Source organism: Rhizobium tibeticum (assembly GCF_900110205.1).
Taxonomy (GTDB): domain Bacteria; phylum Pseudomonadota; class Alphaproteobacteria; order Rhizobiales; family Rhizobiaceae; genus Rhizobium; species Rhizobium tibeticum.
The window spans coordinates 26,374-42,712 of the sequence record NZ_FOCV01000024.1 but is presented as its reverse complement, the minus strand read 5'-3'; the positions used below and the strand labels follow the sequence as shown (position 1 = coordinate 42,712).

Sequence of the window (16,339 nt, the reverse complement as noted above, 5' to 3'; positions counted from 1 at the left end):
CGAGGGCGTGGATGACTGCGAAGCTTAAAATCACGGCGATCAAGCCCTATCCAGTATGGGTAGGAACGCGCAACCAGATGCTGGTCAAGGTCGAGACCGACAACGGCATCTTCGGCTGGGGCGAGAGCGGCTTGAGCGGTCGCGAGAAGGCCGTAGTCGGCGCGATCGAGCACTATCGCGAGTTTCTCATCGGCCGCGACCCGATGCAGATTGGTCGGATCTGGCAAGAAGTTTATCGCAGCCAATACTTCGAAGGCGGGCGCGTTCTGCAGGCGGCGATTTCCGCCATCGACATTGCCCTTCACGACATCAAGGGCAAGGCGCTGGGGGTGCCGGCCTACGAACTGCTGGGCGGCAAGCAGCGCGACCGCATTCCTACCTTCGCCTCGACCGGTGACGAGGCCGAGGGCGATGGCGCCATCGAACGAGCCCGCGAACTACGCGCACAAGGGTGGCAGGCGATCCGCTTCTTCCCCATCGGGCAAAACAGCAAGGACATTTTCGAGCCGCGCGAGTCGATCGGCGCTACCGCAACTATGCTAAACAAGGCGCGCGAGGTGCTGGGCGACGACGTCGTCCTCGGCGTCGACTATCACCATCGGCTGTCGGTGGCAGAAGCGGCGAGCTTCAGCAACAAACTCGGCCGTGGCGCGCTTGATTTCCTCGAGGAGCCGATACGAGACGAGACACCGGAGGCCTACGAATCCCTGCGCACGATGACCGACATCCCGTTCGCCATCGGCGAGGAATTTGCCAGCAAGTGGCAGTTCCTGCCCTACATCGAGCGCGGCATCCATCAGTTCAACCGGCTCGATGTTTGCAATGTTGGCGGGCTCACTGAAGCGATGAAGGTCGCTGGCTGGAGCGAGGCGCACTATGTGGACCTGATGCCGCACAATCCCCTTGGCCCAGTCTGCACGGCCGCGACCATCCATCTCGCCGCAGCGGTGCCGAATTTCGCTTGGCTCGAGACCAGGGCGCCCGAAACAAGGCTGGGCTTCGACAATTCCGACTTCTTCCCCGTGCAACCACGGCTCGACGGCCCCGACTATCCGGTCAGCGATCTGCCGGGGCTCGGCGTCGAGGTCAACGAAGAGGCGGTCAAGGCGGAGAGCTTTCGTTTCTGGGAGGCGCCTCACCTGAAGCGCCGCGACGGTTCTGTCACGAACTGGTAGTTTCATCCACCGGAGTCTAAAATGACGCATACTCCCGACATTACGCGACCGCCCAAAGACCTGATCGACGCACTGAAGGAAATCGGCGCCGCGACGGTTGCCGGCACGCTTGGCCACATGGGCTTCCGCAATCCGCACATGGTCGGTCCCGTGCCGCAGAACCGCGGGAAGTCGATCGTCGGGCCGGCGCTGACGCTCCAGTTCATGCCGCAGCGGCCGGACCTCTTCACCGAGGGAGAATATGCCGATCCGGAGACGCAGTTGCACCGGCACGTGCTCTATCACGCGCAAGAGGGCGATGTAGTCGTGGTCGACGCGCGAGGCGACATGAGCTCGGGCGTCTTCGGCGATATGATGTCGACGTATTTCAAAGGCAGAGGCGGCGCTGGCATCGTAATCGACGGGTGCATGCGCGATCGGCCCAATGTCGAGAAGCTAGATCTCCCCCTATGGCTGCGCGGCTGGACGCCCAACTACCATGTGCAAACCAGCATCTATCCCAATGCCGTCAACGTTCCGATTGCCTGCGGCGGTGTCACGGTAATCCCCGGCGACATCATCGTCGCCGACGACGACGGGGTGGTGGTGCTTCCAGTCGCAATGGCCTCGAAGGTAATCGAAGAGTCGCAAAAGCATCACGATTGGGAGGAGTTCTCGCGAGTGAAGCTTATGGAGGGCGGGTCGTTGCAGCGCTATTATCCGCTGCATGACGATGCCCGCGGAGAATACGAAGAGTGGCGCAAAACAAACCGCTTGGAGAACCGAAGTTAGCCTATTGATTACCCTCGGCGGGCCGCGAACCTCCTGAGGTATCGCCGACGTCTACGCAAAAAATAGGGAGTCGAATTTCGCCGTGGGGTATCCGCTTCTCGATCCGGCAGCCGGGATCCAGCCGCCGAGGTCCGCCGAATATCACTTTCTGGCGCAGGAGCTGCCGCGAGCGGAAATAATTTCCGCCTCCACGCAATGATCCCAGGTGCAGGTCTCGAGCCTCGCTCCACGGAGACTTGCAGATTCAGGCGCTTAGGCAACTACGATTTCCGCTTTGCGCCCCACATCGGCCGTCGAGCGATGCTATTGTTGTTCCGAAAACCTGCCACTCGTTGAGGGGGGTGCTGCAAGAGGATGGCATACAGCGGCCCCAGTGGTGCCTCCACAGACCCTTTGCGTCAGACATTGCAAGACGCTACGGTTGAATAGTCTCAGCACCTGATCGCAATAACGGCACTGACATGGCGTCGATCCGATGTCTTCCGTGGGGGAACTCATACCATCGTCAAGCGGAACCACCGGAGGCTCGCGCACCGCTAGTCCGAGCTACTTAGCGGCCACATTTTCCTGCGAAGCGTTGCTGGGTTCGAGGAAAAAGCGCACCATCTCATTTGTTGCGTCTGGCCCGTCCTGGTCTGTGTACGATCCGCCGGCATCACCGCCGGACCAGGCATGGCCCGCGCCCTCAACCAACCAATATTCCAGCGCCGGCAGCCGCTGCGCGTTTGTAACAATTTTCCTCGTATAGGCGCGCTTACCGGCGGAGCGGCCGGTGTGGGTTTGAGTTGTGGAGTTGGGCTCTGGCGGAATGGCGGCCGCGACTATCCGCTCAGCATTAGAAGGATTGACCGTGCGGTCCGCGCCTCCATGAAACACGATCGTGCGAACCTCGGGTTTGGAGCGGTAACGGGGTTTCGGTTGAGATATGAGACATGCGTCGCCTCGCATGACGGAGAAAGCCGACATGACGTCGCTTGCCGAAGCATAGGCTAGTCCGGAATGAATGCCTACAGCGCCGTAGAGATCAGGATACGTCTCTCTCATAACCGCGGCCATCGCGCCGCCTGCCGACAGGCCCGCAACAAAAACCCGGTTTCGATCGAGGTCGAATTCCGCCATGATCTCCGCGGTAATTCCTGCGATAATTGAGGGTTCCCCAGCATCGCGCTTCTGATCAGCAGTCCTGAACCAGTTCCAGCAGCATGAGGTGTTGTCCGATGCTGTCTGGTGGGGATAGGCAACGAGGAGGCCATGCACCTCAGCAACGGCGTTCATGCCAGTCCCTGTGGCAAAGTCGTCGGGGTTTTGTTTGCAGCCGTGGAGCATGACGACCAGTCCACGTGGCCGGTCCAGCGCGGATGCCGGTACGTAGAGTTTGTAGCTTCGGATGCCGGCCGCGCAGGTATAGGATCGCGTCAGAAATTGCGCTCCAGGTGGCACGGCAGGAGAGGGGCCATGTTTTGCCAGTCCGGGCAGGTCTATGCCCGGCATTGAGGCGAATGCGCCAGAGGCCGCCCGTCCTTCGCGCAAGATGCGCAGTGTCTCGCCGAGGGGCTTTCGGAATCGATCGGATCCAAGACCGTCATGCCGCTCCATGGCTCCGGTCGCTTGCTGTGTGTCCGGCTCGATAATTTCGGCGTTGGGATCTATCTGAAAAGGTTTCGAATGATGCACCCGCGGAGTGTCCGCGATGTCGGGTTCTGTTGAGGCACGAGCGCCGGAGGCGGGACGGCCAGCAAGTGCATCCTGGATCACGCGGGTTGCCTCGGTAATATTCGAGGTTCGCGTCAAGGACGTCGCCCGCCTCACGGCAATGAAGAAATCATCGTTCATGGAATGTCCTCGTTGGTGGGCTACAGGCCTAGCGAATACGTTCGGCCAATGCCGATTTCAGTTCCGCACTCGCCTGAAGCGCGCCGAGCACGGTGATAGATTCGATTGTTGCCAAGGCGAGGTCAGGTGTGACATCCGGGGCAATGCGGGCCAGTCCAAGTACCTTGATCTCGAGCTTTTCTCCTGCGGCCTTCACGGCTTCCAGATCGGACTTGCTGTAGTCGAGTAGGCCGAGTTCCAGCGTTTGCCTGATGACTGACTGTTTGACCGCCTCACCCTCGCTGGCGAGCTGATTTCTGATCGCTGTTCGTATGAAATCGCTGCGATTGGAATAGAAGCCTTCCTGCACGAGAAGGTCGATACGACCTAGATCGACATAGCCGAGATTAATCGTGATTTTTTCCGACTCGCTGTTTTTGTCGCGAAGCTTGTAAACGTTGTCAGTCATGCATTTACCATCCACATGGATGTTAATTGGATGGTATAGGATGTTTTACAAGGGCTGCCTCAACATAAACCTCGAAAATGACCAGGCGTTTGCAGAGGCATAGGGATTCCGAGGGCGTCACAGGTGCTATCGTCACTCCACCAACCAGGAATGCTTGGATAGAGATGGCTCGATCGTCATTCTGATTCTTCAAGGGGCTGATCGATCGGCGCCTCCCCGTTGTCTCGATAATCGTATCCCTTTGAGGCGGCGGTCCGACTCTTCGGTCCCTTTCACCGGCAGGAGAGGACCTTCGGCGTCATCGTGATTTCCACAATCTCACCGCTCTCTCGGTTATTTTCGAAATTACGTCACGGGCGATGTTACCGAGCATGGATAAACGAAACTCGACGATATCGGGGAATCCATCGCACTCGTCGTGGATGACGAACCACTGATACGGGTGGATACCGCCGACATCATTTCCGATGCCGGATATCATGTCGTAGAGGCCGCCATGGCCGACGAAGGTTTTACGTTTCTCGAAAAATACAGCTCGCTGCAGCTACTCTTCACGGACGTGCAGACAGGCGGCGATCTTGACGGCTTTGAACTGGCCAGGAAGGTCGCCGAGCGGTGGCCTCACATAGAAGTGGTCGTCGCATCCGGAGCGAGAACGCCAAAAGAGGGCGAGCTCCCGAGAAATGCGGCCTTCATACAGAAACCGTTTTCCGCAGAGACCATTCTTGAAGCATTGCGGGACCACTTTCCTAACGGACCGAGCGAACCTTAAGGTATCAGCTTGCTCAGTATCCGGGCGCAGAGCTTTAGGTCCGTTAAAGCTGCGCTGGCACCCCGGTCGCGAATGACCCATAACGGATATTGACCTGCGACAGGGCGGCATACACTTTCTGCGCTGAAGCTGGGAGCAATGTCCATGAATGTTATCCTCGCCGCGTGCGTCTTCCTCTCGCGAATGGGCATCGTACTTCGTCCTGTCTTGTGATCGGACGCGGATCGCGGGTTCCTGCTTCGGCCACCCACCTAACACATCGGCCAGGCAGATGTGCCCAGAGTTATCACAGGGATGTGCGGTTAAATTCTCAAAGCGTAGCCCTATAGGAAAGCTGGGCTGGAGCGAACAGCAAGCAGTGGCGACCATGGACAACGCAATTCTCATCTTGAAGGGCGCAAGCGTCCAGAAATATGCCTCTGCACGGCGTATTCGGAAGCTTAGCGCCCCTCAGATAAACTCATGCCTTGGGAACTTCGGGAAGCGTTCGAAGTTAGTGAGGGCGCAATCCCCTGCAGCTCTACAAAGCCCTCTATTCACCTCTAGCGGAAGACTTTCGATGAAAAGCCAGGGCCCGACCAGTCAGTACGAATGGACTCCCGCCGAACTACGCAACGCGATCAAGGCGGCAGGCGTAGCGCTTTGGACCTGGAATGTTGACGATGACACCTTCATCATGGATGCCAAGGCATATGAGCTTTGGAACGTGTCGAGCGACAGGGCGCTCACCTTCGAGGACCTGTCGGCGAAAATCCATCCAGCCGACCGGGATAGGGTCAGGGCCGCATTCGTGGCGACGAGAGCCGTCAACGGGCCCTATGAGATCGACTTCCGAATCCTGACGGACGCCTCCAACGTCCGATGGGTCTCCGCTCGGGGCGAAGGCAGCGCCGGAGACGTGGTCGCGCGAAGGACAATGGGCATCTTCCTTGACGTAACCGGGCGCAAGCAGGCGGAGGAAGGTCATGAGCTTCTCGCTGGTGAGATGAGCCACCGCGTCAAGAACCTTCTCGCGCTTGCTTCGGGGCTGACTGCAATAACCGCACGCGCTGCCGGGACAAAGGAAGAAATGGTGCAGCAACTGACCCAGCGTCTGACCGCGCTCGGTCGTGCCCATGATCTCGTTCGGCCACTTCCGGGCGGGCAGGGCAGCGCGGCCCTTCTTGGAGATCTGTTCGCCGTGCTGCTTGCGCCGTACGACGCGACCGGCGCCTTTGCTGGTCGCATCCGTGTTGCGGTTCCACGTATGGGTGTGGGAGAAAAGTCGGCGACAAGTTTGGCTTTGGTGATTCACGAGTTGGCGACGAACTCACTTAAGTACGGCGCGCTCTCGGACGTGGCCGGCACGCTGGACGTCTCCGGGACGACCTTAGAAGGCGAAGTGGAAATCGTCTGGACGGAACAGGGTGGACCCGAGGTCCAACCACCTCAGGTGTCGGAAGGCTATGGCAGCAAGCTGCTACACCGGACCGTCACCGGTCATCTGGGGGGTGCCATCGCCTACGACTGGACAAAAAGCGGCGTCCTTGTGACGCTGCGGATAAAGGATGAATGCCTTTCGGTCTAATGGGAAGACGCAGCGGTCGACTTTCCCGAGTTTCTGCACGCCGGCGTGCCGCTGGGCGAGGTCTACCGCTTGATCAATGGCTTCTTCCTCGCTTGCAACCGCGCGGGCATCGAACGCCTTCAAGGTCGAAGGCCTGCAGAAAGATGGATGTGAACGTTCCGGGCATCGCATGTCTCCGACCGGGCCGGCTTTACTGGTCCCTGTCCCAGGCCAAAAATGGCCGATAGTGTCGCTCGACGATGCGCAACGTCCTGTCTGGCTGGATGACATAAATCTCCTCGACCGTGCGTCCTGTCTGATCCGTGAACGTATGCGGGAACGAAGAGCCGATCGGAGATCTCGTGAGCTTCGTTCGAGGCTGGCCGCCGTAGGTGATGCTGCCGGGAATGGGTGCGTAACCCTCTGACGTATAGGAGCTCGAAACGACTGTGCAGCTTGCGACAAGCGCCGCCATCACACCTGCTGCTGTTATTGTCCGGATCATCCCTTCGCCTCCATGCTCATCGGTGAGAGCCCGCGCGAAGCAGCACGAGGCTGCGTCTCACCATATCGTAATCTAAGGCTTCGAGCCTCTTCTAGCCAGCGCCGGGATCGGCGGTGGTCAACACGACCGTCCAGCCTTTCTCCGCTTCCGGGAGAACGAACGGGACGGGTTCCGTTGTGCGGGTTGAAGAGGATGAGGACGTCGTCCCAGGCTTCCTCGTCGTCGTGGTCGCGAGAAATCGGCAGGCCGATCGTGGTGCTGCCGGCGTCGGCCCATTGCTCTTCGGTCGGCTCGCCGCCGCCCGGATTATACCAGGTGATCGTCATGCCATCGCGCCAGTTTTCGCGCCTGAGGATCGAGTGCTCCTGGCGGAGGGTGATCAGTCGCTTGGTGAAGGTGCGAAGCTCTTCCGCGCTTTCCGGAAGGTCGTCCCAATCCACCCAGCTCAGCTCGCTGTCCTGGCAGTAGCCGTTGTTGTTGCCCATCTGGCTGCGGCCGAATTCGTCGCCGGCAAGCAGCATCGGGGTGCCGTGTGAGAGGAACAGCGTCGCGAGGAAGTCGCGCTTCTGTCTATCCCTGACGGCGACGATGGCTTCGTCATCACCCCCTTGCCGAGGTCGAGGGCTTCCACCCCTCTGATGACTGCGTATTGATGCAGAAGACGGTCGAGGAACGCCGCAGTGTAGATTCCACGCATGCCGCCGCCATCAACGCAAAGCACTCGGTACGGCTGCGCATTGGGAGCCAGGCTGGCATTGATCATTATCTCTTCCGCAAAATTTGGTGGTAGCAGGAAAGCTGAGTCCAACTATTCCGTTTGTTTCACCATTTTTCTGTAAGGCATTTCCAGGCGTCGAAACGCCTGGAAACCTACGGGTTTGTCCAGTTAATCTTGCCTAGGGCATTGTTTCGTTGGACGCGACACCGTCGATCATCACCTTGCTACTCATGGCGCTGCAGGGGGCCGGTGGATGTCATCATCGGCAGCCTCGTCCTCGCTGTCATCCTCGTCCTGTTGCACAGGGAAGGTCGGCCGCCCTGGGAATGAAAATGCCGCGCAGCTGACGCGGCCTCTGTCGTCGGACACCGTGTCTAACCTGCGCTGAAATGCGTGACCAACGCCTCGACCAGCCGGTCGCCCATCTGCTGGCGCGTCTCCTGGGTGCCGCTACCCATATGCGGCGACAGCACGACCCGCGGATCGTTCCGCAGCGCATCGGGCACGACCGGCTCCTTCTCGAAGACGTCGAGCGCCGCGCCAGCGATGCCGCCTGTCGCTAATGCAGCGATGAGGGCCGACTCATTGACGATCGTGCCGCGCGAGATGTTGACGAGGAAGCCGTGCGGCCCAAGCTTTTCAAGCACGGACGGGCCGATCAGGCCGGTGGTTTCGGGGCTTGCTGGACAGGTGACGATCAAGAGATCGGCCCATTCGGCAAGGTCGTCGATGCTGCCGAAATAGAGATGGTCGACAGGCTTCCTGCGCGGCCCGAAATAGGCAACGGGCGCGCCCATGACCTCCATCCTCGCCGCGATCGCCGAGCCGATATGCCCGAGGCCGACGATGCCGGTGTTTAGCGAGCGCAGGGAGCGGCCGAGCGGGAAGCTGTGCTGGCCCCAGTGTCCGTCGCGCACGAAATCGTGGCCGCGCATCAGCCCGCGCGTCGCCGATATGCTCAGCGCGACGGCGAGGTCCGCCACGTCTTGCGCCAGGATCTTCGAAGTGTTGTGGATGGAAACGCCGCGGCTCGCCGCCGCCTCAATGTCGATGCCGTCGAGACCGGCGCTGTAGCTGGAGATGATCTCCAGTGCCGGCAGCTTCTCCAGCATGCCGGCGTCGATATGCGCATGGCGGACGGCCATGCCCCTGATGGCGGCGCCGTGTTCGGCCAGAACCCCGGCGGCTTCCGCCTCGCCTTTCGGCAGGCCGATGACGGTGAAGGCTTCCTTCAACTCGCGATCCGTTTTCTCGGGCAGCTCGGCTGCCTGAAGGATGGTGATGTGCTTGAACATGGAGACCGCCTATCGTCCGTTGGCCTGTCGCCACCTGGCGAAATCGGCCTTCGTCTCTTCGTGGGTCGCCGGATAGAGGCCGATGATCGACCGACCCTTCCGCACTTCTTCGGTGACGAAATCCTCGAAGGCGGTCATCTCGACTGCCTCGTCGGCGATGTCCTCGGCGAGATGGGCAGGAACGATGATGACGCCCTCGCGGTCGCCGACCACGACGTCTCCCGGCCAGACCGCGACATCGCCGCAGCCGATCGGCACGTTGATGTCCAGCGCCTGGTGCAGCGTGAGGTTGGTCGGCGCGGAAGGACGGTTGTGATAGGCCGGGATGTCGAGGTCACCAATCTCGGGACTGTCGCGGAAGCCGCCATCGGTAACGACACCTGCAACACCGCGTATCATCAGCCGCGACACGAGGATCGAACCAGCCGAAGCGGCGCGGGGATCCTTGCGGCTGTCCATGACCATGACAAAGCCGGGCGGGCACTGTTCGACGGCGGCGCGCTGCGGATGTGCGGGATTCTGGAACACAGTGAGCTGGTTGAGGTCCTCGCGCGCCGGGATGTAGCGGAGTGTGAACGCCTGGCCGACCATGTTCTTCGCCTTCGGCAGGACGGGATGGACATCCTGGATGAACTGGTTGCGTAACCCGCGCTTGAAGAGGGCGGTACAGAGCGTGGCGCAGCTCACGCCCTCGTATTTCTTGCGCGTCGCGTCCGAGAGAACGTAGTTCGTCATGGTTCCTCCAATCCTGAAAATAGCGGCAGTCAAAAAATATCGGGCTCGCCGGCGGCTGCACCGAAATCCTTCTCGAGGAAATCGAAATCGCAGCCGTCATTCGCCTGTTTGATGTGCTTTGAGAACATCCAGCCATAGCCGCGTTCATATTTGTCGGCCGGCACTATCCATTCGGCGCGCCGCTTTGCCAGCGTCTCCTCGTCCACCAGCATGTCGATGGAGCGGTTCGGAACGTCGACGCGGATGATATCGCCGGTGCGCACCAGCGCAAGCGGCCCGCCTATATGGGATTCGGGCGCCACGTGCAGGATGCAGGCACCATAGCTCGTGCCGCTCATGCGGGCGTCGGAAATGCGCAGCATGTCGCGATAGCCCTGCTTCAGGATCTTCTTCGGGATCGGCAGCATTCCCCATTCCGGCATGCCGGGACCACCCTTCGGTCCGGCATTGCGAAGGATCAGGACGTGATTTGCGGTCACCTCGAGATCATCGTCGTCGATCGCCGCCTTCATCTCGGGATAACTGTCGAAGACGAGTGCAGGGCCTTCGTGGACACGCAGCCGTTCTTCGCAGGCGGATGGCTTCATCACACAGCCGTCGGGTGCGAGATTGCCCTTGAGGACGGCAAGCGAACCCTCGTGGTAGATTGGGTCCGACAGCGGTCGGATGACATCCGCGTTGTAGACCACCGCACCCTCGAGAGTTTCGCCGAGCGGAAAGCCGCTTACCGTCATTGCATCGAGATGCAGGCGTTCCTTCATTTCCGCCATCAGAGCCCTCAGCCCCCCGGCATAGTAGAAATCCTCCATCAGATATTGCTTGCCGGAGGGTCGGATATTGGCGATGACCGGCGTCGTACGGCCGGCCTTGTCCAGGTCATCAAGGGTCAAGGGCACGCCGGCGCGGCGCGCCATCGCGATCAGGTGCACCACTGCATTGGTGGAACAGCCCGTCGCCATCGCGATCGTCGTGGCATTCTCAACCGATTTCTCAGTGATGATCTTGTCCGGCGTCAGATCCTCGAAGACCATCTCGACGATGCGCCGACCGACGCGCGCACTCATGCGGATATGGTTGGCATCGGCTGCGGGGATCGAGCTTGCGCCCGGTAGCGTCAAGCCGAGGGATTCGGCGATCGCCGTCATGGTGCTAGCGGTGCCGAAGGTCATGCAGTGACCGTAGGAGCGTGCAATCCCCTCCTCGACGCCGGTCCATTGATCTTCAGTGATGTTGCCGGCGCGGCGTTCATCCCAATATTTCCATGCGTCCGAGCCGGAGCCGAGATATTCGCCCTTATAATTGCCGCGCAACATTGGCCCGGCCGGCAGGAAGATCATCGGAAAACCGGCGCTGATCGCGCCCATGACCAGGGCAGGCGTGGTCTTATCACAGCCGCCCATCAGCACGGCGCCATCGATGGGATGACCGCGAAGAAGCTCTTCCGTCTCCATGGCGAGAAAGTTGCGATAGAGCATCGTCGTGGGCTTCAGCGCACTCTCAGATAGAGACTGCACCGGCAGCTCCACCGGAAAGCCGCCTGCCTGCAATACGCCGCGTTTCACGTCCTCAACGCGGTGCTTGAAGTGCGCATGGCAGGGATTGAGATCCGACCACGTATTCAGGATGGCAATGATCGGTTTCCTGCCCCAATCCTTCGCGTCATACCCCATCTGCATCAGGCGGGAGCGATGGCCGGAGGAGCGTAGATCATCTGGTGCGAACCATCGAGCGCTACGGAGCTGATCTGCATTTTTGGGCATGGACACATTCCGACTTGGGTTTCGTCGCGACCGTATTAGCACCGGCAAGGTTCGATTTCAATACACTAATGCATTAGTGTTTCTATGGCGCGGCCTGAGACGCGCAGAGGAGCCTGCAGGTTGCGTTCACGCTGAATCCCGGAACGCCGGGCCCGACCGCTTGAGAAGCCTTCTTTCTACCTGGGGTGACCTCGCTGTAGGCAAGGTTATCCTCGCAAGCCCGGATTGGTGCGGAACAAAGTCAGCCTCCCTTCGGTTCCTTCGGCATGAAAAACACCGGTACCACCCGCATCGGCCTATCAGGCTGGACCTATGCGCCCTGGCGCGGCGTCTTCTATCCGACAGGACTGCCGCAAAAGCAGGAATTGGCCTATGCCTCGCGCCACTTCTCCTCGATAGAGATCAACGGAACCTTCTATGGTTTGCAGACACCCGAGGCCTTCGCACACTGGCGTGAGGAGGTTCCTGACGATTTCGTCTTCTCGGTTAAAGGCTCACGCTACATCACACACATGCTGCGGCTGAGGCAGAGCGAAACGCCGCTTGCCAATTTCTTCGCCTCCGGTCTGTTGCGACTGGGGCCGAAGCTCGGACCGATCCTCTGGCAGTTTCCGCCGAACCTCAAATTTGATGTGGATCTTTTTGCGTCCTTCCTCGCGATTCTTCCAAAAGACACGGAAAAAGCTGCAGACTTCGCCAAGCACCACGACACCAGGCTCGACGGGCGGGCCTGGCTGAAAAGCGAGGCCAAGCAGCCCTTGCGCCACGCGCTGGAGATCCGCCACGACAGTTTCCGCGATAAGGCCTTTATCGAGCTCCTCAGGGAGCATGGTGTCGCCCTCGTTTGCGCGGATACCGTCGAATGGCCGCGGCTGATGGATGTAACCGCCGACTTCGTCTATTGCCGCCTGCACGGCTCCAAGGAGCTTTACGTCAGCGGTTATGACGACGAGGCACTGGATATCTGGGCGAAGCGCATTGATGCATGGGCGCATGGGAAGGAGCCCGCCAATGCCGAGTGCGTAACGCTGCCGCCGCCGCGATCTAAAAACGGTCGCGACGTCTATGTCTATTTCGACAATGACGTGAAGGTTCGCGCACCGGTCGATGCGCATGCGCTTGCCGAGCGCCTTGGCGCCGCCGTCGAAGCAGACGAGTTCGAGCTGCCGAAACGGTCTCGCACGAAAAGGCGCGTGGTCGAGTCGGCACGGCGACATTGGCCGTTGACGAGCAGCCGTCATTAGCACAGCAACGGGTCCGACTGTAGCCCGGCAACAAAGCATGGGCCTGTTGTGCCGGTGTCCTGAATCCTTTCAAGACCTCTGAAACCCGAAGATCTCGATGCGCGCAAATCCAATTTAGTGAACGCGCGCTATCGCTTGAAATGCTTCAACGCGTCGACGTCTTCGCGACCAAAAATTCACCTCTGATAGCAGGAGAGGCTCGAAAAAATCGGAACAAGTTCCGGTGACCTTCCGTTAGACCCAAAACATTGCGGCAAGGCATTACCCCATGGACACGCGCTCCCAGTTCGATTCCCGACGCTCCCTCTTGCGGCCGCCACCGCAGATTTATTACGTGCATCCCTTGATGCTGAAGGGGTTCGATGCCTGGAGAGAGGTCTTCGCGCATGTCAAGGATCTTGGTCTCGACACGGTACTCACTGCCCCCGTTTTCGAACGCGGCCATAATGCCAGTGTCTTTGTCATCAGGAATTTCGACCGGCTTGACGCTGAACTGGGACTGGGTCAATCCGTCGAGGATGGGCTCAAGGCATTGGTCCAGGCGGCTCGAGAAAAAGACATCAAGCTGATGCTCGACCTCGTCGTCGACCGGGTAGCCCTCGATGACAGTGCTGCGGGGTCAATTCCTGCCGATCCGCGAATGGCACCGCATGAAAGCAGCAGCCGGCGCATCGATTTCATCAGCGAAGCCAAGCACGTCGAGGATTGGCGCAACCGCATGATTTGGCTTGCCGGCCTCGGCATCGCAGGCTTCCGCTGCTTGGGGATCGGGCGCATGGCGCCGGAAACATGGTACGACCTTATCGTCTCGACCCGGAAATCGGCTCCGCAAACGACCTTTCTTGCCTGGACGCCAGGGAGCGCCTTCGAAGACCGCAACGCACTTGAAGGAACCGGATTCGACGGCAGCTTCTCCTCGCTTGCATGGTGGAACCTTGAGGACCGCTGGATCATGGACGAATACCAGATCCAGCGGCAGATCGGATATCAGATTACCTTCCCGGAAGCGCCGTTCGCAAAGCGCATCGCCAACGGCACCGACAGTTGCGAGGTTCTGCAGCGCAAGGCTGTCCGAGCGCTGAAACTGGCTTCCACATTTGCCAGTGGCCTGATGATCCCCATGGGCTTCGAATACGGTGTGGCAACGCCCCTCGATCCGATGCATGGCGACGCAACAGGCTTGCCCGGACTTCGTGAGGTCGGCTCCTTCGACCTCTCAGGAGACATTCGCTCTGTGAGCGCGAGAACCAATAAGACCGCAGCCGGCTTCGCCCGGCAGCCGCTCAGGTTGGTTTTCGCCAGTCAGACGCCGACGGTCGCCTTGATGCAGACCGAGCAGGAGGACATCCGCACATCGCAGAAGGCACGCGTCGTCGTCCTCAATCGCGACCTGCGGCGGGTGGCGCATGCGCCATTTAACGCGGTCCGCGAGGCGGCCTCCGCTTTTCTGCCGCTAGAGGCTCTCGATGCGGACGACGAAACCTTTACCGCTCAGCTTAAATTGAGGCCGGGTGAACTGCGTCTCTTCGAAGGAACATCATCAGTTCCGATCGTTGGTGCGGTCCCGGTACCTCGTGTCGAGGACGCCGCAGCCTCTGCAAGGCTGGCTGTTGAGAACATCACGCCGGCGGTCGATCAGGGGCGTTTCGTCGTCAAACGCATCGTCGGAGAGACGGTGAAAGTCGAGGCAGATATTTTCGGCGATGGCCATGATCCCCTGTCGGCGGCCCTGCTTTGGCGACCGGCCGACGAGGTCAACTGGAACGAGGTCCCCATGCAGTTGATCGAAAACGATCGCTGGCGGGCGGAATTCACGCCGAAGCGCATGGGGCGGCATGAGTTTTTGGTCGAAGGCTGGCGCAATCCATTCGCCATCTTCCGCTACGAGTTCAGCAAGAAGCACGAGGCGCGGCTCGATCTGCGCCTGGAAATCCAGGAGGGCATCAACCACGTTCTCGATGCGCTCGACTATTCGTCCGGTCCGATCAAAAACCGGCTGCGGACAGTCTTCGACAGGCTGACCGAGGTGCAGGATCCCCAGCGGATCGAAATCCTGCTCGCCGCCGAGACCGCCGAACTAATGACTAAGGCGGATCGCCGTCCGTATCGGGTTCGCTCGCAGGCCATCCCGCTCGATGCGGAACGCGCCGCCGCTGCGTTTGCGAGCTGGTACCAGATTTTTCCACGCTCCCAGAGCGGCGATCCGAATCGGCACGGCACGTTTGACGATGTCATCAAACGCCTGCCAGCCATCCGCGCGATGGGCTTTGACGTGCTCTACTTCACGCCCATCCATCCGATCGGCAAGACGAACCGCAAAGGCAAGAACAACAGCCTCCAGGCCGCGCCAGCAGATCCCGGCAGCCCCTATGGGATCGGCTCGGAAGCCGGCGGCCACGACGCGATCCATCCCGAGCTCGGCACGTTCGACGATTTCCGTCGGTTGATCGACGCGGCTGGCGACCACGGTCTCGAAATCGCGCTCGACCTGGCAATCCAGTGCTCGCCAGACCATCCCTGGTTGAGCCAACATCCAGGCTGGTTCGACTGGCGGCCGGATGGCACGATTCGCTATGCGGAAAATCCGCCGAAGAAATACGAGGACATCGTCAACGTCGATTTCTACGCCCATGACGCGATCCCCGCACTATGGATCGAATTGCGCGACATCGTACAAAAATGGGTCGACAACGGTGTCAAGCTCTTCCGCGTCGACAATCCGCACACCAAACCTTTTCCGTTCTGGGAATGGCTAATCGCCGATATCCGCTTGCGGCATCCGGAGGTCGTCTTCCTATCGGAGGCCTTCACGAAGCCGAAGGTCATGTATCGGCTCGCCAAGATAGGCTTTTCACAGTCATACACCTATTTTACATGGCGCAACGCCAAGTGGGAGCTCGAGCAGTACATGCGCGAGATCACCACGCAAGAACCGAAGGAATTCTTCCGGCCCCATTTTTTTGTCAACACGCACGACATCAACCCTGATTTCCTGCAGAACGCGCCGCGCCCCGCTTATCTGGTCCGTGCTGCGCTCGCCGCGACGCTGTCGGGACTTTGGGGCGTCTATAATGGTTTTGAGCTTTGCGAAGGCCGGCCCGACGCCAAGCGCAAGGAATATGCCGACTCGGAAAAGTACGAGATTCGCGCCTGGGACTACGACCGGCCGGGTAACATCAAATCCGAGATTGCCATGCTCAACCGGATCCGAAAGGAGAACCCGGCTCTGCATTCGCATCTCGGCCTTCAGCTTCTCACAGCCTGGAACGACAACATCATGTTCTATGAGAAGGCAAGCACGAGCCGTGAGAACGCTCTGCTGATTGCCGTCAACCTCGATCCATACAAGGCACAGGAAGCGGATGTGGAAATTCCACTCTGGTCATGGAACCTGCCGGACGACGGCGCGCTTGACCTCGAGGACTTGATCACCGGCTGGAGATTCACATGGACCGGCAAGATCCAGCGCATTCGGCTCGATCCGCATGCAGGCCCGCCGTTCGCAATCTGGCGCGTGAGATAAGGGAGGAAAACGAA

13 protein-coding genes are annotated in these 16,339 nt (G+C 59.9%); 6 read left to right on the top strand and 7 right to left on the bottom strand.

Annotated elements, in window-relative coordinates:
- Positions 1 to 11 precede the first annotated feature (11 nt).
- On the top strand, positions 12 to 1,175 hold the full coding sequence (locus BSG20_RS23500) for a mandelate racemase/muconate lactonizing enzyme family protein (protein ID WP_072379147.1): 1,164 nt from the start codon (positions 12 to 14) through the stop codon (positions 1,173 to 1,175).
- 21 nt (positions 1,176 to 1,196) lie between these two features.
- Positions 1,197 to 1,946, top strand: coding sequence for a ribonuclease activity regulator RraA (locus tag BSG20_RS23495; RefSeq protein WP_072379145.1), 750 nt, complete (start codon positions 1,197 to 1,199; stop codon positions 1,944 to 1,946).
- A 546-nt stretch (positions 1,947 to 2,492) separates the two neighbouring features.
- On the opposite strand, the gene BSG20_RS23490 is transcribed toward BSG20_RS23495, so the two are convergent.
- Together BSG20_RS23490 and BSG20_RS23485 are read right to left on the bottom strand one after the other, a co-directional pair.
- The gene (locus BSG20_RS23490) at positions 2,493 to 3,437 is read right to left on the bottom strand and encodes an extracellular catalytic domain type 1 short-chain-length polyhydroxyalkanoate depolymerase (protein ID WP_306372252.1); all 945 of its coding nucleotides are present in this window, start codon (positions 3,435 to 3,437) and stop codon (positions 2,493 to 2,495) included.
- Positions 3,438 to 3,807: 370 nt separating this feature from the next.
- Positions 3,808 to 4,227, bottom strand: a complete 420-nt coding sequence (locus tag BSG20_RS23485; protein ID WP_072379140.1) for a CopG family transcriptional regulator — start codon at positions 4,225 to 4,227, stop codon at positions 3,808 to 3,810.
- A gap of 418 nt (positions 4,228 to 4,645) precedes the next feature.
- Here BSG20_RS23485 and BSG20_RS23480 point away from each other — a divergent pair, with 418 nt between their 5' ends.
- Together BSG20_RS23480 and BSG20_RS23475 are read left to right on the top strand one after the other, a co-directional pair.
- Positions 4,646 to 4,999 carry a response regulator gene (locus BSG20_RS23480; protein WP_280142206.1) on the top strand — a complete coding sequence of 118 codons (354 nt, stop codon included), beginning with the start codon at positions 4,646 to 4,648 and terminating at the stop codon, positions 4,997 to 4,999.
- Between the two features lie 559 nt (positions 5,000 to 5,558).
- A complete protein-coding gene (locus BSG20_RS23475; RefSeq protein ID WP_072379136.1) occupies positions 5,559 to 6,566 on the top strand; it encodes a sensor histidine kinase in 1,008 nt (335 codons plus the stop codon).
- Between the two features lie 190 nt (positions 6,567 to 6,756).
- On the opposite strand, the gene BSG20_RS23470 is transcribed toward BSG20_RS23475, so the two are convergent.
- The 5 genes from BSG20_RS23470 to araD form a co-directional block, all read right to left on the bottom strand.
- The gene (locus tag BSG20_RS23470) at positions 6,757 to 7,050 is read right to left on the bottom strand and encodes a hypothetical protein (protein ID WP_072379135.1); all 294 of its coding nucleotides are present in this window, start codon (positions 7,048 to 7,050) and stop codon (positions 6,757 to 6,759) included.
- Positions 7,047 to 7,571, bottom strand: a complete 525-nt coding sequence (locus BSG20_RS23465) for a hypothetical protein (protein WP_177309874.1) — start codon at positions 7,569 to 7,571, stop codon at positions 7,047 to 7,049. Before BSG20_RS23465 ends, BSG20_RS23470 begins: the two co-directional genes overlap by 4 nt.
- A 571-nt stretch (positions 7,572 to 8,142) precedes the next feature.
- Positions 8,143 to 9,063, bottom strand: a complete 921-nt coding sequence (locus BSG20_RS23460; RefSeq protein WP_072379130.1) for a 2-hydroxyacid dehydrogenase — start codon at positions 9,061 to 9,063, stop codon at positions 8,143 to 8,145.
- A 9-nt stretch (positions 9,064 to 9,072) separates the two neighbouring features.
- Entirely contained in the window at positions 9,073 to 9,798 is a 726-nt protein-coding gene (locus BSG20_RS23455; protein WP_072379128.1) for a ribonuclease activity regulator RraA, read from the bottom strand.
- A gap of 29 nt (positions 9,799 to 9,827) precedes the next feature.
- A complete protein-coding gene (araD, locus tag BSG20_RS23450) occupies positions 9,828 to 11,558 on the bottom strand; it encodes an L-arabinonate dehydratase (RefSeq protein ID WP_072379126.1) in 1,731 nt (576 codons plus the stop codon).
- A gap of 266 nt (positions 11,559 to 11,824) precedes the next feature.
- On the opposite strand from araD, the gene BSG20_RS23445 reads away from it, so the two are divergent.
- Complete coding sequence (locus BSG20_RS23445) at positions 11,825 to 12,802, top strand: DUF72 domain-containing protein (protein ID WP_072379125.1); 978 nt, start codon at positions 11,825 to 11,827, stop codon at positions 12,800 to 12,802.
- Between the two features lie 268 nt (positions 12,803 to 13,070).
- Positions 13,071 to 16,325: a maltotransferase domain-containing protein gene (locus BSG20_RS23440; RefSeq protein WP_072379123.1), complete on the top strand. Its 3,255-nt coding sequence runs from the start codon at positions 13,071 to 13,073 to the stop codon at positions 16,323 to 16,325.
- Positions 16,326 to 16,339: the final 14 nt, after the last annotated feature.